Below are 14,351 nucleotides of genomic sequence, written 5' to 3' on the forward strand. Positions count from 1 at the left end.
GGCACTCATCGCTCGGATACCTCGCACCGGTCGACTACGCTCGGCAATGCACCCATCAACTGGAAACCGACGACTCGCACAGCGACCGGACCGAATGAAGGGGGCGGCCCACCGTGGCTCGAAGTTGATCGTCGATCGCAGAAGGCGTCCGCATGGTTGAAGCCTATGAGTGCGGCCGACATCGGCTCCCGTCAGGAGTAGGCGCGGTGCACGTGCCAACTGCCGGCACCGCCGTAGACGTCGAAGACGAACGATTCGCCGGCCGGGTCGGTGCCTTGGAATCGCCACCCGTACATGCCGCGGCCGCGGTGGGTGTCGTCGGGGTCGATGCTCCACACGCTGTCTCGCAGCCGTGTGGGCTCGTCGGTGACGGTCCAGCATCGGCCGGCGTAGAACATGCGTGCCGGCTGCTCGTCGACCAGCCAGATAGTAGCCTCCTGTTCTAATTCAATCGCCGTCATGGTTACTGAGAATAGAACAGATGTTCTAGTGTGGCTATCGGAATCTTGGCCGGAGGAAGGAGTGGCCGCGGTGACCACCAACCGCCGGGAAGAGCACTTCGCAGCCAAGCACGCTCAGTCGCTGCTCGATGCGCCTCCCCCGCCGTGCACGCTCCCTCAGCAGGCGTACGGGCCGCAGCGCATCGAGTGGGTCAAGGGGTCACTCCCGCCCGTGTGGGTGTGGGTGAGCTGGCCGGATCGCGCGGCCGAGCGCATCGCGGCGTACGCACGCGGCTGGAATGATCGGGTGGTCATCGTCGCCTGGTACGGACCTCGCGGGCAGGTCGACTGCGTCGTCTGGCGCAACGCCGTTGCCCACAGACGGTCCGAGAGTCCACCCGCTTAGGCGCTGAGGTTCGCGTGGCGCAGCTCTACGATCTTGTCGACGCGTAGCCCTGTCCAGTTTTCGCCGGTCGACGTCGTGACCAGCGGCAGCAGTAGTGCCCCTTAACGTGGTGCAGCAGTCCCTTCCACCTGACCTCGGAGGTGAAGTCGGCGAGGTCACGCTGGACGCGACGAGCGCTCGCGCTGGCTGAGTCACCATAGGACGTCGAAACCGTCGCCTGGTGCGGGCGTCTTGCGACATCTCCGCACGAGACCGCTGAACAAGTAGGCGCACGGGCCAAACGCGGGTGCGCTGCCAGGCAGATTTACATGAACGTAACGGAACTGCCACTTCACCGACTTCGATGTGAGCGACGCTGTATGTGATCACAAATCACACCTGGTGCACTCAAGGAGGGTAGATGGAAGCGCAGCCGATTCGGGTCGCCACGGTGAACGACGAGGTGTACGCCCGTCTGCACAAGGCGATCACCAGCGGTGCGCTCTTGCCGGGGATGAAGCTGACGATCCGATCGATCGCCGATTCGTTCCAGGTCAGCACGATGCCGGTGCGCGATGCGCTGCGTCGGCTCGAGGCCTGCGGCCTCGTCGTGTTCGGCCGACGGAGTGTGACCGTCACTCTGCTCTCACCTGACGAGGTTGAGCAGGTCTTCCAGATCCGGCTCCGGCTCGAGCAGCTTGCGGCCGAGTGGGCCATCGCGCGCGTCGGCCCTCACGATCTTGACGAGCTCGAGCGGATCCTTGCCGACATGGACGAACCCGGCTTGTCGGCTGACCAGTGGCGTGCGCTCAACCAGCGGTTCCATCTGCGCTTCTACGAGGCGTCGGAGAGCGACCACTTGCTGAGACTCATCCGCGATGTCTGGAGCAAGGTCGAGCCCTACATGGCGATCTACGCCTCGCGCGTGGACGACTTCTCCGAGTCGCAGCAGCAACACCGATTCATGCTCGATCTCATTCGTCGAGGGGACCTCTCAGGTCTTCTCGTTGCGACGGCCCATCACCTGGATTACACGGCGAAGACGGTCGTCTCCGCCCTGGAGGAGCGTCTGGCTTCCTCCTGACCCGACGTGCCGGTGCGGCGTACCCGGCACGAGCACCACCGCTGCGCCCGCGCCCGCAGGTGAGCGGATCCACCCCTACGCAGGTTTTGTCCTGCCCTCTGGAGGTTTACGTAACCATGTCTCAGACCCTCGAAAAGGAAGTGCTCCAACAGGAGTTCGAGTCGACACCGGTCCCCGCAGACAAGCGGCGATCGCTGCTGTCCGTCTCGTCGGTGTGGGCCGGCTTTCCCATGATCATCACGGGGGCGATGACCGGCGCGACGCTGGTCCACGGCCTCGGCTTCGGCGGCGGACTGGCCGCGATGGTCATCGGCAACGCCCTGCTCTTCGTGTACGTCGGTATGCTGAGCGGCCTCGGCGCCAAGACGGGCTTCAACTTCTCACTCCAGGCTTCGCGGACGTTCGGGCGCACCGGATACATCGTCTGCTCCGCTCTCCTGTCGACCTTGGTGATCGGATGGTTCGCGGTACAGACCGGTCTGGTCGGAGCGAGCATGGAGAGCGCGTTCGGCCTGAATGCGGCCATCGTCGCGCTGGTCGCGGGCATCCTGTTCACGCTATTCACACTGCTCGGCATCCGGGCGCTCGCCATCATCGGTGCCATCTCCGTGCCCCTGTTCCTGGCACTCGGCGTCTACGCCGCTATTCAGGCCACCTCCGGCGGAGTGGATGTCTGGGGTTACGAGGGCGACGGGGCAAGCTCCCTGGCGCTCGGGGTCGGCGTTACGCTCGTCTTCGCACTTTTCGCCGATTCGGGCACCATGACGGCCGACTTCACCCGTTGGGCGAAAACCCCGCGCCAGGCCTGGATCGCCACCTCGACCGCGTTCCCGGTCGGCAATCTCTTCGCCATGATCGTCGGCGGGATCATCGCCGCCGCGACCGCAGGAACCGGCGACCTGTTCGGCATCATCGCCGGCCAGGGCGGAATCTTCCCGATCCTGGCGATCGCCTTCCTCGTCGTCAACCTCGGCTCGGTCTGCACCCACTGTCTCTACAACGGCGCCGTGGGCTGGTCGGCGATCGTCAAGGGGAAGATGCGCGTGCTGACGGTCGTTCTCGGCGCCATCGGAATCCTGGTCGCCACCCTGGGCGTATGGAGCTTCTTCATCGACTGGTTGAACCTCCTGGGCGTCATCGTGCCCCCCATCGGCGCGATCATTATCGTCGACCAGCTCGTCGTGCGCCGCGGAACACTCACGGACGACGTCGTCGGCTTCCGCTGGCAGCCTTTCGCGGCCTGGGCGATCGGCTCGGGTGCGGCGCTCGCCATCAACTTCGCCGCTCCGTCGTGGTCGACCGTTGTCGTCGGCCTCGTCGTCTCGGCGGTCGCGTACCTGGCGCTCGGCATGCCGGCACGCACGGCCTCCCGCACCCCGGCCATCAAGACCGCCGCCTGAACCATTCCCGCTCCCCCGAAAGGATTCCGCAAATGCCAGAGAACCACGACGTCGAAGAGCTCACCATCGCTCGCTTCCACGAGGAGGTGCGCGCGGGGCAATTGACCTCACGCGAGCTCACCCAGTGGTACCTCGACCGCATCGCGGCACACAACGTCGACGGGGCCGCGATCAACGCCGTGGTCACGGTCAACCCGTCGGCGCTCGCCGAGGCGGAGGCGCGGGACGCCGCGTTCTCCGCCTCGGGGCAGCTCACCGGCCCGCTCCATGGCGTGCCGGTGCTGGTGAAAGACCAGGCCGAGACCGCGGGCATTCCGACGTCCTTCGGCTCGGCCGCCTTTGCCGACTACATCCCCCAGGCTGACGCGCGCGTGATCGAGCTGCTCCGGGACGCAGGAGCGGTCATCCTCGCGAAGACCGCCATGTGCGATTTCGCGGCCGGTTGGTTCTCGTCCTCGTCGCGTACAGGACACACCCTCAACGCGTACGACCCGACACGTGATTCCGGCGGGTCGAGCGCCGGCACCGGCGCGGGGGTATCGGTCGGTTTCGGCCTCGTGGGCGTCGGTGAAGACACGGGCGGATCCATCCGCATCCCCGCATCGTTCAACAACATCTACGGCCTGCGGGTCACCACCGGTTTGATCAGCCGCACCGGGTTCTCGCCGCTCGTGCACTTCCAGGACACCCCGGGCCCGATGGCGCGTACGGTCGACGATCTCGCGGCCCTACTCGAGGTGATGGTCGGCTACGACCCCGCCGACGAATACACGGCCGTGGCCGCCACGGAATCGTCGGTCGGCGGATACATCGCCGCACTCGCCGACGCGCCGCCCATGTCGCACTGGCGTGTCGGCGTGCTCGAGACGGCGTTCGGCAGCGGAGGCGACGCCGAGGAGGTAAATCGCGTGGTCCGTGGCGCGATCGCCGCCATGGCGAATGCTGGCGCCGCGATCGTTGAAGGGGTGCAGATCGAGGGGCTGACGGAATGGATCTCCGACACGTCCGTCTACGTGCGGCAATCGCGGAGCGATCTCAACCGCTTCCTCAGTTCCCGGACAGGCTCGGTCTCCTCCTTCGACGAACTGACCGCGGCCGGAACGTACAACGAGCTCAACGACCTCATCCCCGCGATCGCCGAAGGCCCCGCGCATGTCGACGGCGACGCCGAGGTGACGCGTCTGCGACTCAACCAGGAGCACTTCCGCCGCCTGCTGCGCACCCTGTTCGCCGATGCGGGCGCCGACCTGCTCGTCTCTCCAACCGTTCAGGTTCCGGCGCCCACACACGACGGGCTGCGCGCGGGCCAGTACACCGCGCTGACCTTCCCCACGAACACGGTCATCGCCTCCCAGGCGGGCTTCCCCGCAATCTCGATCCCCGTCGGATTCACAGAAGGCGGGCTCGCGGTCGGGCTCGAAGTGCTGGGCACGCCGTTCACCGAGCGGCGCCTGCTGCAGTTCGCCGCAGTCGTTGCACCTCTCGTCAACGCACGTCGGGCACCGATCCTTGACTGAGCCGGGCATGGAAGCGGGGACGGCGCGGGTCGATTGGCCGGCCACCCGGACGATGGACATCAACGCGGATCTCGGTGAGAGCTTTGGCCCGTACCGGTACGGCAGCGATGACGAACTGATGCCGCTCATCACCTCGGCGAACGTGGCGTGCGGCTTTCACGCCGGCGATCCGGCGAGCATGCGCAAGGCCGTGCAAAGCGCCGTCGAGCACGGCGTCGCGATCGGTGCCCATGTGGGCCTTCCGGACCGGCTCGGCTTCGGCCGCCGCGAGATCGATATCAGCGCTGCCGACGCATACGACTACAGCCTCTACCAGCTGGCCGCCCTCGACGGGTTCGTGCGGGCCTCCGGAACACGGATCCGACACGTCAAGCCGCACGGCGCGCTCTACATGATGGCATCTAAACGCCCCGACCTCGCGGCGGCAATCAGTTCAGCCGTCCGCGACTTCGACCCCTCGCTAGCGCTGTACGTTCTACCGGGCTCGGAAGCCGAGCGGGCCGCCCGCGAGGCTGGGCTCGCCGTTCGACGGGAGTTCTTCGCTGACCGCCCGTACGTGGGTGCCGACGTGGTCATGTTCGGGTGGACGTACGAGCAACTCGGCGGTCCACGGGGAGCCGCCGCGCGCGTTACCGACATGCTCGGCGACAGTACCTTCGATCCCATCGAAACCATCTGCGTGCACAGCGACACCGACAACGCTCCCGAACTGGTGCGCGCCGTTCGATCGGCCCTGCGTGAGCGGGGAGTGGATTGCGGGCAGACGTGACCGGCACCGCCTCTACACGAACTCGACGCGGATCACTGAACGGCGCCGGGATCATGACACCCGGGTAGCGTCAGTCCGGAAACGGCGGCTCGTCGCCCCACATGCCCGACGCGGTGACGGCGCTCAGCGAATCTCCCCAGAGTTGCTAGCCGAAGTTCCCCAGGTCGCGGGGTAACGCTAGCGCAGGTTCGTGCCGGTCGTGACGCGGCGGAGTTCGTCGGCTGCGGTGGCGTGGTGGCGGAGCCGGTAGGAGGCGCCGTCGAGGGTGACGACGACGGATCGGTGCAGGAGTCGGTCGAGCATCGCGGCGGCGACGGTGGTGTCGCCGAGGATCTCGCCCCAGGCTCCGACGGGCCGGTTCGTTGTGATCACGATCGAGGTCTTCAGGTAGCGCTGGTTGATGACCTGGAACAGGGCTGACGCGGCCTCGCCGGGCAGCGGCAGGTATCCGAGCTCGTCGATGATCAGCAAGGTCGGACCGGCGAAGAACCGCATCATCGTCGACCACTTCCCCTCGATCGCGGCGCGGTGGCAGCGGGCGGCAAGGTCTGCGGCGGAGGTGAAGTAGGTGCGGTATCCGGCCTTCACTGCGGCGTGTCCGAGCCCGGTCGCGATGTGTGTCTTCCCGACCCCGGGCGGGCCGATCAGGAGCACGTTGGTCGCGGTGTCGATGAACCTGCAGGTGCCCAGCTCGGCGAGAAGGGATCGGTCGATGCCGGAGGCGTGGTCGAGGTCAAAGTCGCCGAGAGTGGCGCCGGTGGGCAGGTTCGCGAACCGGAACCGGCCCGCGAGCCGACGGGCGTCGGTCGCGGTGACCTCGACGCGCAGCAGGTGCTCGAGCGCGTGTGTGAGGGTCCAACCCTCCGCCGTCGCCTGGTCGAGAACCTTCGGGAGGGCTTCGGCGGCGTCGGCGAGCTTCAGATCTTGAAGGTGTCCGCGCAGCTGCTGGTATACGGCCGCGGCGGTGGTCTTGGTCGTGGTGGTGGTCATAGGAGGGTGTTCCTGTTCTTCGCGGCCTGCTCGTAGGCGGCCAGGTCAATCACGGTCGACGGCGCCGCGGCGGTGCCTGTGAGGACGGCCGCGGCGCGCAGCGCGGCAGGTCCGGGTGGGATGCGTTCCTTGCGGCGGTGCGGGCGCCCGGGAGGCGCCGACGCCAACGCGATGGCTTCGAGGGCGGTGACGTGGCCGGCGTCGCGGATCGTGACCCCAAGCCCAGACTCGGCGACCCGATGCCTGGCAACGACCGTTCCTGAGACGGTGGCGATGTCGATGCTGGTGGCGCCGAGCCGCTGCTGGACGATCACTTTCGCTGCGGCCAGCTCCGGTGGAACGGAGTACCGGTTCCCGCGCCAGTCGATCAACGCCTGCCGGGTCGCGGTGCGCTCCTCGGTGACGATCACCGGGAACAGGACCGGCGGGAGCGGGCGAAGCCGCTCTGCGGCGAACATCACCGCCGCGGTGGTGCGCCCGTCGAGGTCTTCCCGGGGCCGGTCGTCCTGCCGTCGGGCGAACGCCTCGACGCTGGCCTGCGCCTGCTCGAGGGTGAGCTCGTCCGCCAGGTTCCGCCACCAGCGCTGCGCGGCGGTGTGGTTGTTCTTCTCGACCACGCCCTTCCGGTTCCCGCTGCGGGGCCGGCAGACGATCGCCTGGACACCGTGGTGCTTCGCGAACGCCGCGAACATCGGCATGAGATCGCCCGGGCGGTGGTCCAACACCGTCCGCATCCGGTCGAACCGCCAGACCCTGGTCAGACCGCCCAGCAACGCCAGGAGAGTCGTCATCGCGGCCAGCAGGTGCGGGACGTCCATCGACGAGGAGATCACCGCCCGCCAGACCCCGGAGTGCGCGAGCGACCCGAACGTGGACCCCGTCCGGCGTCGATCGATTCGAGATCACCCGCGACGGCACCGTCCTGGGCTACGTCGACCACGTCGGCAACGTTTTCGTCTGCCTGCAGGGTGCGTGGTACTCGGTATCGACCGAGGTACGGCAGACCCTCGACTTCGACGACGCAATCGCGTGGTTCGGGAGCCCCGCCGCCTGAGTGCTGACGCGTTCTCTCAGAGGAGGTCGGCGCGGTGGACCAGCGCGGCGGCGCCGATGAGCGGCGCGTCGCCTCCGAGCGCGGCGCGCTCGACGCGGAGCCGAGCCGCATACGTGTTGACCGACGCCGCCCGGACGCCCGCCGCGATGAGCTCCGGAAAATCGTCCGCGACGAACGAGAATCCGCCGCCGACGACGGCGAGTTCGAGGTCGAGGAGGGTCGCCGCGTTCGCGAGGCCGACGCCGATCGCGTGCGCGGATCGGGCGACGGCGGCGACGGCGATGGCGTCGCCCTCCCGATACGCGGCGGCGAGCTCCTCGCCGGTCGTGCCCGACCAGCCCTGCTCTCGCGCCCACGCGACGATGTGCGGACCCGAGGCACGCTGTTCGACCGTGGCTGCCGCGGCATCGCCCTCGATGTCTGCGACGACGATCTGGCCCAGGTGACCGGCGTTGCCCGTGCCTCCGGCCACGAGCCGGCCGTCCGAGACGATGCCGCCGCCCACGCCCGTCGAAACCACGAAGACGATCGCGTTCCGGACGCCGCGCGCCGCCCCCAGCCACGCTTCGGCGAGCGCGATGCAGGTGCCGTCGAGGCGCAGGTGCGCGGCATCCACACCGCTGGCCGCCCGCACCGCCGAGACGATGTCGAAGCCGTGCGCTGCGGGCAGGTTGATCGGTGCGATCGTTCCGGCTGCGACGTCGACGGGCCCGGCAGATCCGATGCCCGCCGCACTGACCTCCCTCCAACGCGGGTGCGTGCGGCAACCGGCGATGACGGTCTCCAGGGCGTGCCGCAGAACGGCGACGTCGGTGGCCGCGGCCGCACCGGTCGGGTGACGGCGACGTGATCCTTCAACGAGGGCGCCGGTCTCGTCGACGAGAGCGGCTTCGACCTTGGTGCCGCCGAGATCGATCGCGAGAGCGAGGGGCATGTGAGAGTCCTCCGAATGTGTGCCGACATGCCTAGCGGGGCATGTCTTTCAGCGTAGTGTCGGGTCCAGCGATCGGCATCCGCCTGTGGCTTCCCCGATCGGGTCGCTCTGACCCGTCACCTGACCGGAGCCGCCGCATGAGTGCCACCGTCTCACCCCCGTCCACCCTCGGCCCTATCCGCCGCACATACGCGACCGCGGAGACGTTCCCACCCGTCGCTCGGGCCTACACCCAGGTGTCACAGGTCGTGAAGGAGCTCGGACTCCTGCAGCGGGCGACGGGCTTCTATGCGGGCGTCGGCGCCCTGATCGCCGTCGCCTTCGCCGGCTGCGTCGCGGGCTTCGTGCTGCTCGGCGAGAGCTGGTTGCAGCTGTTGATCGCCGCGGCACTGGGCATCGTCTTCACGCAGGTGGCCTTCCTCGCGCACGAGGCCGCGCACCGCCAGATCCTCGGCTCGGGGCCCGCGAACGACCGTCTCGCGCGCGTGCTCGCGGCAGGTGCCGTCGGCATCAGTTACTCGTGGTGGGATTCGAAGCACTCCCGCCATCACGCCAATCCGAACCGTGTGGGGAAGGACCCCGACATCGAGGTCGACACGATCTCGTTCCTCTCGGAGGACGCGGCGCAGGCGCGCGGCCTGCGCCGGATGATCACCCGGCGTCAGGGCTGGCTGTTCTTCCCGCTGCTGACGCTCGAGGGACTGAACCTCCATGTCCTCGGCATCCGGCATCTTCTCTCGCGGCAGCCGGTGCGGGGGCGCTGGATCGAGCTCGCTCTCATCGCCGCCCGCATCGCTCTCGTGCTCGTGCCGGTCTTCCTGCTGCTGCCGCTCGGCATGGCGTTCGCATTCGTGGGCGTGCAGCTCGCCGTCTTCGGCGTGTACATGGGTGCGTCGTTTGCGCCGAACCACAAGGGCATGCCGGTCATCGCCGAAGGAGCGCGCCTCGACTTCTTCAGCAAGCAGGTGCGCACGTCGCGCAACATCCGCGGCGGGTGGTGGGCGACGTGGCTCATGGGCGGCCTGAACTACCAGGTGGAGCACCACCTGTTCCCGAGCATGGCGCGCCCGCACCTGTCGCGCGCACGGCTCGTCGTGCGCGATTTCTGCGCCACCCACGACGTTCCGTACACCGAGACGAGCCTGCTGCGCTCGTACGCGATCGTGATCGAGTATCTCAACCGCGTCGGTCTCGCGGCACGCGACCCGTTCGACTGCCCCATGGTCGGGCAGTACCGACGCGCCTGAGCGCAGGGGGCCGAGTGTGCGGAACGCGTGAGCTCACGCGTTCCGCTTCACAACGCGCATGAGCCACGCGATGATCGCGATGATGAGGATCACCAGTCCGATCCAGAGAAGGAACTTCGCCGCTTCGACGAAGACGCCGAGGAGGATCAGGACGATGGCGACGACGAGGAGGATGATCGCGAGTGTCATGCGTCGATCATGCTCCCGACCTCACACTGATGCGCGGGGCTTGACAGTCGTGGTCGGGTCTGTCAACCCCCTGCGTTGCGCGCGCCGCATCCGCTTGTCTTGATGCCACGGACCGGCATCGACATCGCGAGGCGTAGTAATGAAGGACATCCTGATCGAGGGGCATCGCATCCTGACCACCGACGACATCGCAGACGCGGTGCTCTCGTACGCACTCGTCCTGCGCGATTGCGGCGGCAGCGACATCGTCGAGTTCCCGAGCATTCACGACGGCAACCCGACGCTGTGCTCGCTCCTGCTCGGCGGTTCGGGCGTCATGGCTGTCGTCGACGCGCCGCTCGCCCTCTCGGCGCCCGTCGGCGGGGCCGACCTCGCCTACGACGAGATCACCCGTCGCGCCGAGGCGTTACGGTAGGGGCGTGGGTAGGTTCAATTACGACGGCAACGTCAAGGTCGATTTCGATGACCGGCTGCTGGCGCACCTCCAGGTCGTCATCACCCAGAAACTGCGCCGTGGGGAACCCTTCCCGTTCACGTGGCGCAACGAGCCGAGCCTCGGGGATGGGCGCACCACGGTGTGGCTGCATCCCAATGCCTCGCTCGTCTACAAGTTCAACGGCAGTCGGCAGCCCGCGCTGAATCGCGCGTGGCTCGAGGCGCTGACGCATGCCGCCAACTCGACGGCCGGGCTGCACGTGGTGCCCGAACCCGAGGGCGCGTACGCCGGCGAGGTCATGACCGGCTGAGCCGGCCCGCTCGCTGCCGCTCTACTCAGCGACCTCTACGGTCTGCGGGGCATCGTCGGGGGCGCTTTCGTCTTCGATGTGCTCCGCGATCAGGTTGATGCCCCCGGAGGAGTTCGCCGACTGTGCGAGATGCTCGATCCATTCCCGGCTGAGTTCCGCCGGCTCGGGGTCGTTGAACACGAACCGCAGCGGGATCGAGGGGTGCAGCCAGATCGTGCTGCGCCCGCGCGGCTCGTCCTCGAGGTGCCGCCACGAGACCGTGAAGCTCTCGCCGCGGCGCAGCTTCGTCGCGATCACGACCTTCAGGTGTGCAAGGGCCCGGTCCTCGATGTGGATCGGGGTCGCGGACCCGCCGTAGTAGATGGTTCCCACGGGAGAGATTGTAGGTCGGGATGCCGTGTTCTGCGGTATGCCGAGAGCGGTCGATCGGGGAGCACATGCCCCGCGCCCGCACCGAGTCCGCAGAATGTCACGTACTTCGCACCGAAAGCGCTCGCACGATGCGGAGTAGGTGACAGCTTGCGGAGTACGTGGCTTCGCGCGGCGCGGATGGCGGGCTTCAGAGCCGCGACCAGGCCTCGGTCAGCACGCTCCGGAGGATCTGCTCGATCTCGTCGAATTCGCTCGGCCCGATGGTGAGCGGCGGGGCGAGCTGGATGACGGGGTCGCCGCGATCGTCGGCGCGACAGTAGAGCCCCGCCTCGAAGAGGGCGCCGGAGAGGAAGCCGCGCAGCAGTCGCTCGGACTCGGCGTCGTCGAAGGTCGTCTTCGTGGCCTTGTCCTTCACGAGCTCGATGCCGAAGAAGTACCCGTCGCCGCGCACGTCGCCCACGATCGGCAGGTCTGTGAGCTTCTCGAGAGTGCGGCGGAAGACGGGCGAGTTTTCGCGCACGTTCTGGAGCAGCTGCTCCTCTTCGAAGATGTCGAGGTTCTCCATCGCGACGGCCGCCGACACCGGGTGCCCGCCGAAGGTGTAGCCGTGCGGGAAGGACGCGTCGCCACGGCTGAACGGCTCGTACACGCGGTCGCTCACGATCGTGCCGCCGAGCGGCGAATACCCGCTCGTCACCGCCTTCGCGAAGGTGATCATGTCGGGCTGATAGCCGTAGGCATCCGCCCCGAAATACGTGCCGAGTCGACCGAAGGCGCAGATGACCTCGTCCGAGACGAGGAGCACGTCGTAGCGGTCGCAGATCTCGCGCACGCGCTGGAAGTAGCCCGGGGGCGGCGGGAAGCATCCGCCGGAGTTCTGCACCGGTTCGAGGAAGACGGCGGCGACGGTGTCGGGGCCTTCGAAGAGGATCATCTCCTCGATGCGGTCCGCGGCCCAGACACCGAACTCCTCCTCGGTGGAGCCTGCGAACCCCATCTCGGCGGAGCGGTAGTAGTTCGTGTTCGGCACGCGGAAGCCGCCCGGCGTCACCGGCTCGAACATCGCCTTCATCCCCGGCAGGCCGGTGATCGCGAGCGCGCCCTGGGGCGTGCCGTGGTACGCGATCGCACGCGAGATGACCTTGTGCTTGGTCGGCTTGCCCGTGAGCTTGAAGTAGTGCTTCGCGAGCTTGAACGCGGTCTCGACCGCTTCGCCGCCGCCGGTGGAGAAGAAGACGTGGTTCAGGTCGCCGGGGGCCAGGCCCGCGATCCGGTCGGCCAGCTCGATCGCCGCAGGGTGGGCGTAGGACCAGATCGGAAAGAACGCGAGTTCCTCGGCCTGCTTCGCGGCGGCCTGCGCGAGGCGGGCGCGCCCGTGGCCGGCGTTGACGACGAAGAGCCCCGCGAGCCCGTCGATGTACTTGCGGCCGCGGCTGTCCCAGATGTGGTGGCCCTGCCCCTTCACGATGATCGGGACCCCGGGGCCCTCGGTCATGACGGATTGGCGGGCGAAGTGCATCCACAGGTGGTCTCGGGCCATCTGCTGCAGGTCGGCATCGCTACGGGTCATCCGGTCCTCCGATCGACGTGCTCTCACGCTACTGCGCAGGATCGGCGCGCGGCATCCACTCGGCGGCAACGTCGGACGCCGTGTCCGGCGCTGGCCCGCCCGGCACGCGATCCGTGCGGTCGATCCGCGCGCGGGGTCAGTCGATCGTCGCGCGTAGCGCCTGATCGAGGTCGGCGATGAGGTCGGATGCCGTCTCTATGCCGATCGAGAGGCGTATCAGGCCGTCCGAGATGCCGAGTCGGGCACGTTCCTCGGCGGAGAACGAGGCGTGCGTCGTCGTCGCGGGGTGCAGCGCCATCGATCGCACATCGCCGATGTTGGTCATGCGGCTGACGACGCGCAGCGCGTCGAAGAACCGCTGCGCTCCCGCGCGGCCGCCTCGAACGGTGAACGCGAACACCGATCCCGCGTGACCGCCGAAGCGTTCCTGCGAGATCCGGTGGTAGGGGCTCGACTCGAGGCCGGCGTAGTCGACGCTCTCGACGCGCGGGTGCCCGGCGAGCCAGCGCGCGATCTCGTCGGCGTTGGCGAGGTGCTTCGCCATCCGCAGCGACAGCGTCTCCATTCCCTGCTGCAGCAGGAAGGAGTGCACGGGGGAGAGTGCTGCGCCGAGATCGTTCACGATCCCGAAGCGCAGGTAAGCCTCGAGCGCGCGCGCACCGTACTTCTCGGCGAACGAGGGCGCGCCGGCGGCCGGCGGTGCCGTGATCCCGGGGTACGCGCGTGCCGCGCCGGACCAGTCGAACGAGCCGCCGTCGACGATGGCCCCGGAGAGGGCGGCGCCGTGACCGGTGAGGAACTTCGTCGACGAGTGGACGACCACATCCGCCCCGAGCTCGAAGGGGCGAATGACGTACGGCGTCGCGACGGTGTTGTCGACGATGAGCGGGATGCCGTGGGCGCGTGCGACCTCCGCAACGGCGGCGACATCGACGAGGTCGTTCTTCGGGTTCGGGATCGTCTCGACGAAGATCGCCTTCGTTCCGGGCGTGATGGTCCGATCCCACTCGGCGCGGTCGGTGGGGTCCCGCACGTAGTCGACGCCGACGCCGAGGCGCGCGAACGTGCGGTCGAAGAGGATGCGTGTGCCGCTGTAGATGCTCGCGGCGGAGACGAGACGTTCGCCGCTGGCTGCGAGACCGAGCAGAAGGCCCGTGATCGCGGCCTGGCCCGAGCCGACGACGATCGCGCCGGTGCCACCCTCCAGGGACGCGAGGCGACGCTCGGCGACGTGATGCGTCGGGTTCGCGTTGCGCGAGTAGAGCTGCCCCTCATCGGCGCCCGTGAACCGCGCCTCCGCCTCGGCGAAGTCATCGAACAGGTACGCCGCGCTCAGGTAGATCGGCGTGATGCGCGCACCATGCGTCGCGTCGGGGGCCTCGCCCGCGTGCACCTGCCGGGTGTCGAAGCCGAACCCTCTCCAGTCGTCGTTCGTACTCACGCGCTCAGCGTAGGGGTGAGGTCGCGATTGTGACGGCGCCGTCGTAACACTTCGTGGCATCCCTCTGCGGCGGGGTATCTTCGAGGCGTGTCCTTGACCTGTCGCTGTTGTCGCTGAGCCGTTCTCGGCTCCTTCGACGACCCCGACAGCCCGCCGCCTTCTGCGCGCCGACTCCCCGCCTTCACCGGCGCGGCGCTCGCGGCCCCACCCTCA

At 68.1% G+C, this 14,351-nt stretch carries 16 protein-coding genes; 8 read left to right on the plus strand and 8 right to left on the minus strand.

Going from position 1 to position 14,351, the window contains the following annotated elements:
• Positions 1–191: 191 nt before the first annotated feature.
• Entirely contained in the window at positions 192–461 is a 270-nt protein-coding gene (locus WFI52_RS00005) for a hypothetical protein (RefSeq protein ID WP_336625622.1), read from the minus strand.
• 70 nt (positions 462–531) lie between these two features.
• Between WFI52_RS00005 and WFI52_RS00010 the strand changes: the two genes are divergently transcribed.
• The 5 genes from WFI52_RS00010 (at position 532) to WFI52_RS00030 (ending at position 5,595) form a co-directional block, all read left to right on the plus strand.
• Entirely contained in the window at positions 532–846 is a 315-nt protein-coding gene (locus tag WFI52_RS00010) for a hypothetical protein (RefSeq protein WP_336625621.1), read from the plus strand.
• Between the two features lie 400 nt (positions 847–1,246).
• Positions 1,247–1,909 (plus strand): GntR family transcriptional regulator, encoded by a 663-nt coding sequence (locus WFI52_RS00015; RefSeq protein WP_336625620.1) that lies wholly within the window; start codon positions 1,247–1,249, stop codon positions 1,907–1,909.
• Positions 1,910–2,025: 116 nt separating this feature from the next.
• A complete protein-coding gene (locus WFI52_RS00020; RefSeq protein WP_336625619.1) occupies positions 2,026–3,309 on the plus strand; it encodes a cytosine permease in 1,284 nt (427 codons plus the stop codon).
• 32 nt (positions 3,310–3,341) lie between these two features.
• Positions 3,342–4,826 carry an amidase gene (locus WFI52_RS00025; RefSeq protein ID WP_336625618.1) on the plus strand — a complete coding sequence of 495 codons (1,485 nt, stop codon included), beginning with the start codon at positions 3,342–3,344 and terminating at the stop codon, positions 4,824–4,826.
• Between the two features lie 7 nt (positions 4,827–4,833).
• The gene (locus tag WFI52_RS00030) at positions 4,834–5,595 is read left to right on the plus strand and encodes a LamB/YcsF family protein (RefSeq protein WP_336625617.1); all 762 of its coding nucleotides are present in this window, start codon (positions 4,834–4,836) and stop codon (positions 5,593–5,595) included.
• Between the two features lie 177 nt (positions 5,596–5,772).
• Here the strand turns inward: WFI52_RS00030 and istB are convergent, their stop codons facing one another.
• From istB to WFI52_RS00045, 3 genes are all read right to left on the minus strand, one after another.
• Positions 5,773–6,585 carry an IS21-like element helper ATPase IstB gene (gene istB, locus WFI52_RS00035; protein ID WP_336625616.1) on the minus strand — a complete coding sequence of 271 codons (813 nt, stop codon included), beginning with the start codon at positions 6,583–6,585 and terminating at the stop codon, positions 5,773–5,775.
• Positions 6,582–7,403, minus strand: coding sequence for a Mu transposase domain-containing protein (locus WFI52_RS00040; protein ID WP_336625615.1), 822 nt, complete (start codon positions 7,401–7,403; stop codon positions 6,582–6,584). The genes istB and WFI52_RS00040 overlap by 4 nt, the downstream gene beginning before the upstream one ends.
• 252 nt (positions 7,404–7,655) lie before the next feature.
• Positions 7,656–8,573: an ROK family protein gene (locus tag WFI52_RS00045; protein ID WP_336625614.1), complete on the minus strand. Its 918-nt coding sequence runs from the start codon at positions 8,571–8,573 to the stop codon at positions 7,656–7,658.
• A 137-nt stretch (positions 8,574–8,710) separates the two neighbouring features.
• On the opposite strand from WFI52_RS00045, the gene WFI52_RS00050 reads away from it, so the two are divergent.
• Entirely contained in the window at positions 8,711–9,820 is a 1,110-nt protein-coding gene (locus tag WFI52_RS00050; protein WP_336625613.1) for a fatty acid desaturase family protein, read from the plus strand.
• Positions 9,821–9,853: 33 nt separating this feature from the next.
• On the opposite strand, the gene WFI52_RS00055 is transcribed toward WFI52_RS00050, so the two are convergent.
• On the minus strand, positions 9,854–10,009 hold the full coding sequence (locus tag WFI52_RS00055; protein ID WP_170214286.1) for a hypothetical protein: 156 nt from the start codon (positions 10,007–10,009) through the stop codon (positions 9,854–9,856).
• A 139-nt stretch (positions 10,010–10,148) separates the two neighbouring features.
• On the opposite strand from WFI52_RS00055, the gene WFI52_RS00060 reads away from it, so the two are divergent.
• A complete protein-coding gene (locus WFI52_RS00060) occupies positions 10,149–10,424 on the plus strand; it encodes a hypothetical protein (protein WP_336625612.1) in 276 nt (91 codons plus the stop codon).
• A 4-nt stretch (positions 10,425–10,428) separates the two neighbouring features.
• The gene (locus WFI52_RS00065; protein ID WP_336625611.1) at positions 10,429–10,755 is read left to right on the plus strand and encodes a DUF7882 family protein; all 327 of its coding nucleotides are present in this window, start codon (positions 10,429–10,431) and stop codon (positions 10,753–10,755) included.
• A gap of 21 nt (positions 10,756–10,776) precedes the next feature.
• Here WFI52_RS00065 and WFI52_RS00070 read toward each other — a convergent pair whose 3' ends face one another.
• The 3 genes from WFI52_RS00070 to WFI52_RS00080 form a co-directional block, all read right to left on the minus strand.
• A complete protein-coding gene (locus WFI52_RS00070) occupies positions 10,777–11,127 on the minus strand; it encodes a DUF7882 family protein (RefSeq protein ID WP_336625610.1) in 351 nt (116 codons plus the stop codon).
• Between the two features lie 187 nt (positions 11,128–11,314).
• Complete coding sequence (locus WFI52_RS00075; protein WP_336625609.1) at positions 11,315–12,697, minus strand: aspartate aminotransferase family protein; 1,383 nt, start codon at positions 12,695–12,697, stop codon at positions 11,315–11,317.
• 136 nt (positions 12,698–12,833) lie between these two features.
• Positions 12,834–14,138, minus strand: coding sequence for an O-acetylhomoserine aminocarboxypropyltransferase/cysteine synthase family protein (locus WFI52_RS00080; protein ID WP_336625608.1), 1,305 nt, complete (start codon positions 14,136–14,138; stop codon positions 12,834–12,836).
• Positions 14,139–14,351 lie beyond the last annotated feature (213 nt).

Origin of the sequence: Microbacterium sp. MMO-20 (assembly GCF_037147735.1) — a bacterium.
Lineage (GTDB): Bacteria > Actinomycetota > Actinomycetes > Actinomycetales > Microbacteriaceae > Microbacterium.

Excerpts from the sequence above, each read along its gene's own strand:
- WFI52_RS00005 (WP_336625622.1), bottom strand. The coding sequence starts at position 461 with ATGACGGCGATTGAATTAGAACAGGAGGCTACTATCTGGCTGGTCGAC.
- WFI52_RS00015 (WP_336625620.1), top strand. The coding sequence starts at position 1,247 with ATGGAAGCGCAGCCGATTCGGGTCGCCACGGTGAACGACGAGGTGTAC.
- WFI52_RS00020 (WP_336625619.1), top strand. The coding sequence starts at position 2,026 with ATGTCTCAGACCCTCGAAAAGGAAGTGCTCCAACAGGAGTTCGAGTCG.
- WFI52_RS00025 (WP_336625618.1), top strand. The coding sequence starts at position 3,342 with ATGCCAGAGAACCACGACGTCGAAGAGCTCACCATCGCTCGCTTCCAC.
- WFI52_RS00030 (WP_336625617.1), top strand. The coding sequence starts at position 4,834 with ATGGAAGCGGGGACGGCGCGGGTCGATTGGCCGGCCACCCGGACGATG.
- istB (WP_336625616.1), bottom strand. The coding sequence starts at position 6,585 with ATGACCACCACCACGACCAAGACCACCGCCGCGGCCGTATACCAGCAG.
- WFI52_RS00040 (WP_336625615.1), bottom strand. The coding sequence starts at position 7,403 with ATGGACGTCCCGCACCTGCTGGCCGCGATGACGACTCTCCTGGCGTTG.
- WFI52_RS00045 (WP_336625614.1), bottom strand. The coding sequence starts at position 8,573 with ATGCCCCTCGCTCTCGCGATCGATCTCGGCGGCACCAAGGTCGAAGCC.
- WFI52_RS00050 (WP_336625613.1), top strand. The coding sequence starts at position 8,711 with ATGAGTGCCACCGTCTCACCCCCGTCCACCCTCGGCCCTATCCGCCGC.
- WFI52_RS00055 (WP_170214286.1), bottom strand. The coding sequence starts at position 10,009 with ATGACACTCGCGATCATCCTCCTCGTCGTCGCCATCGTCCTGATCCTC.
- WFI52_RS00060 (WP_336625612.1), top strand. The coding sequence starts at position 10,149 with ATGAAGGACATCCTGATCGAGGGGCATCGCATCCTGACCACCGACGAC.
- WFI52_RS00075 (WP_336625609.1), bottom strand. The coding sequence starts at position 12,697 with ATGACCCGTAGCGATGCCGACCTGCAGCAGATGGCCCGAGACCACCTG.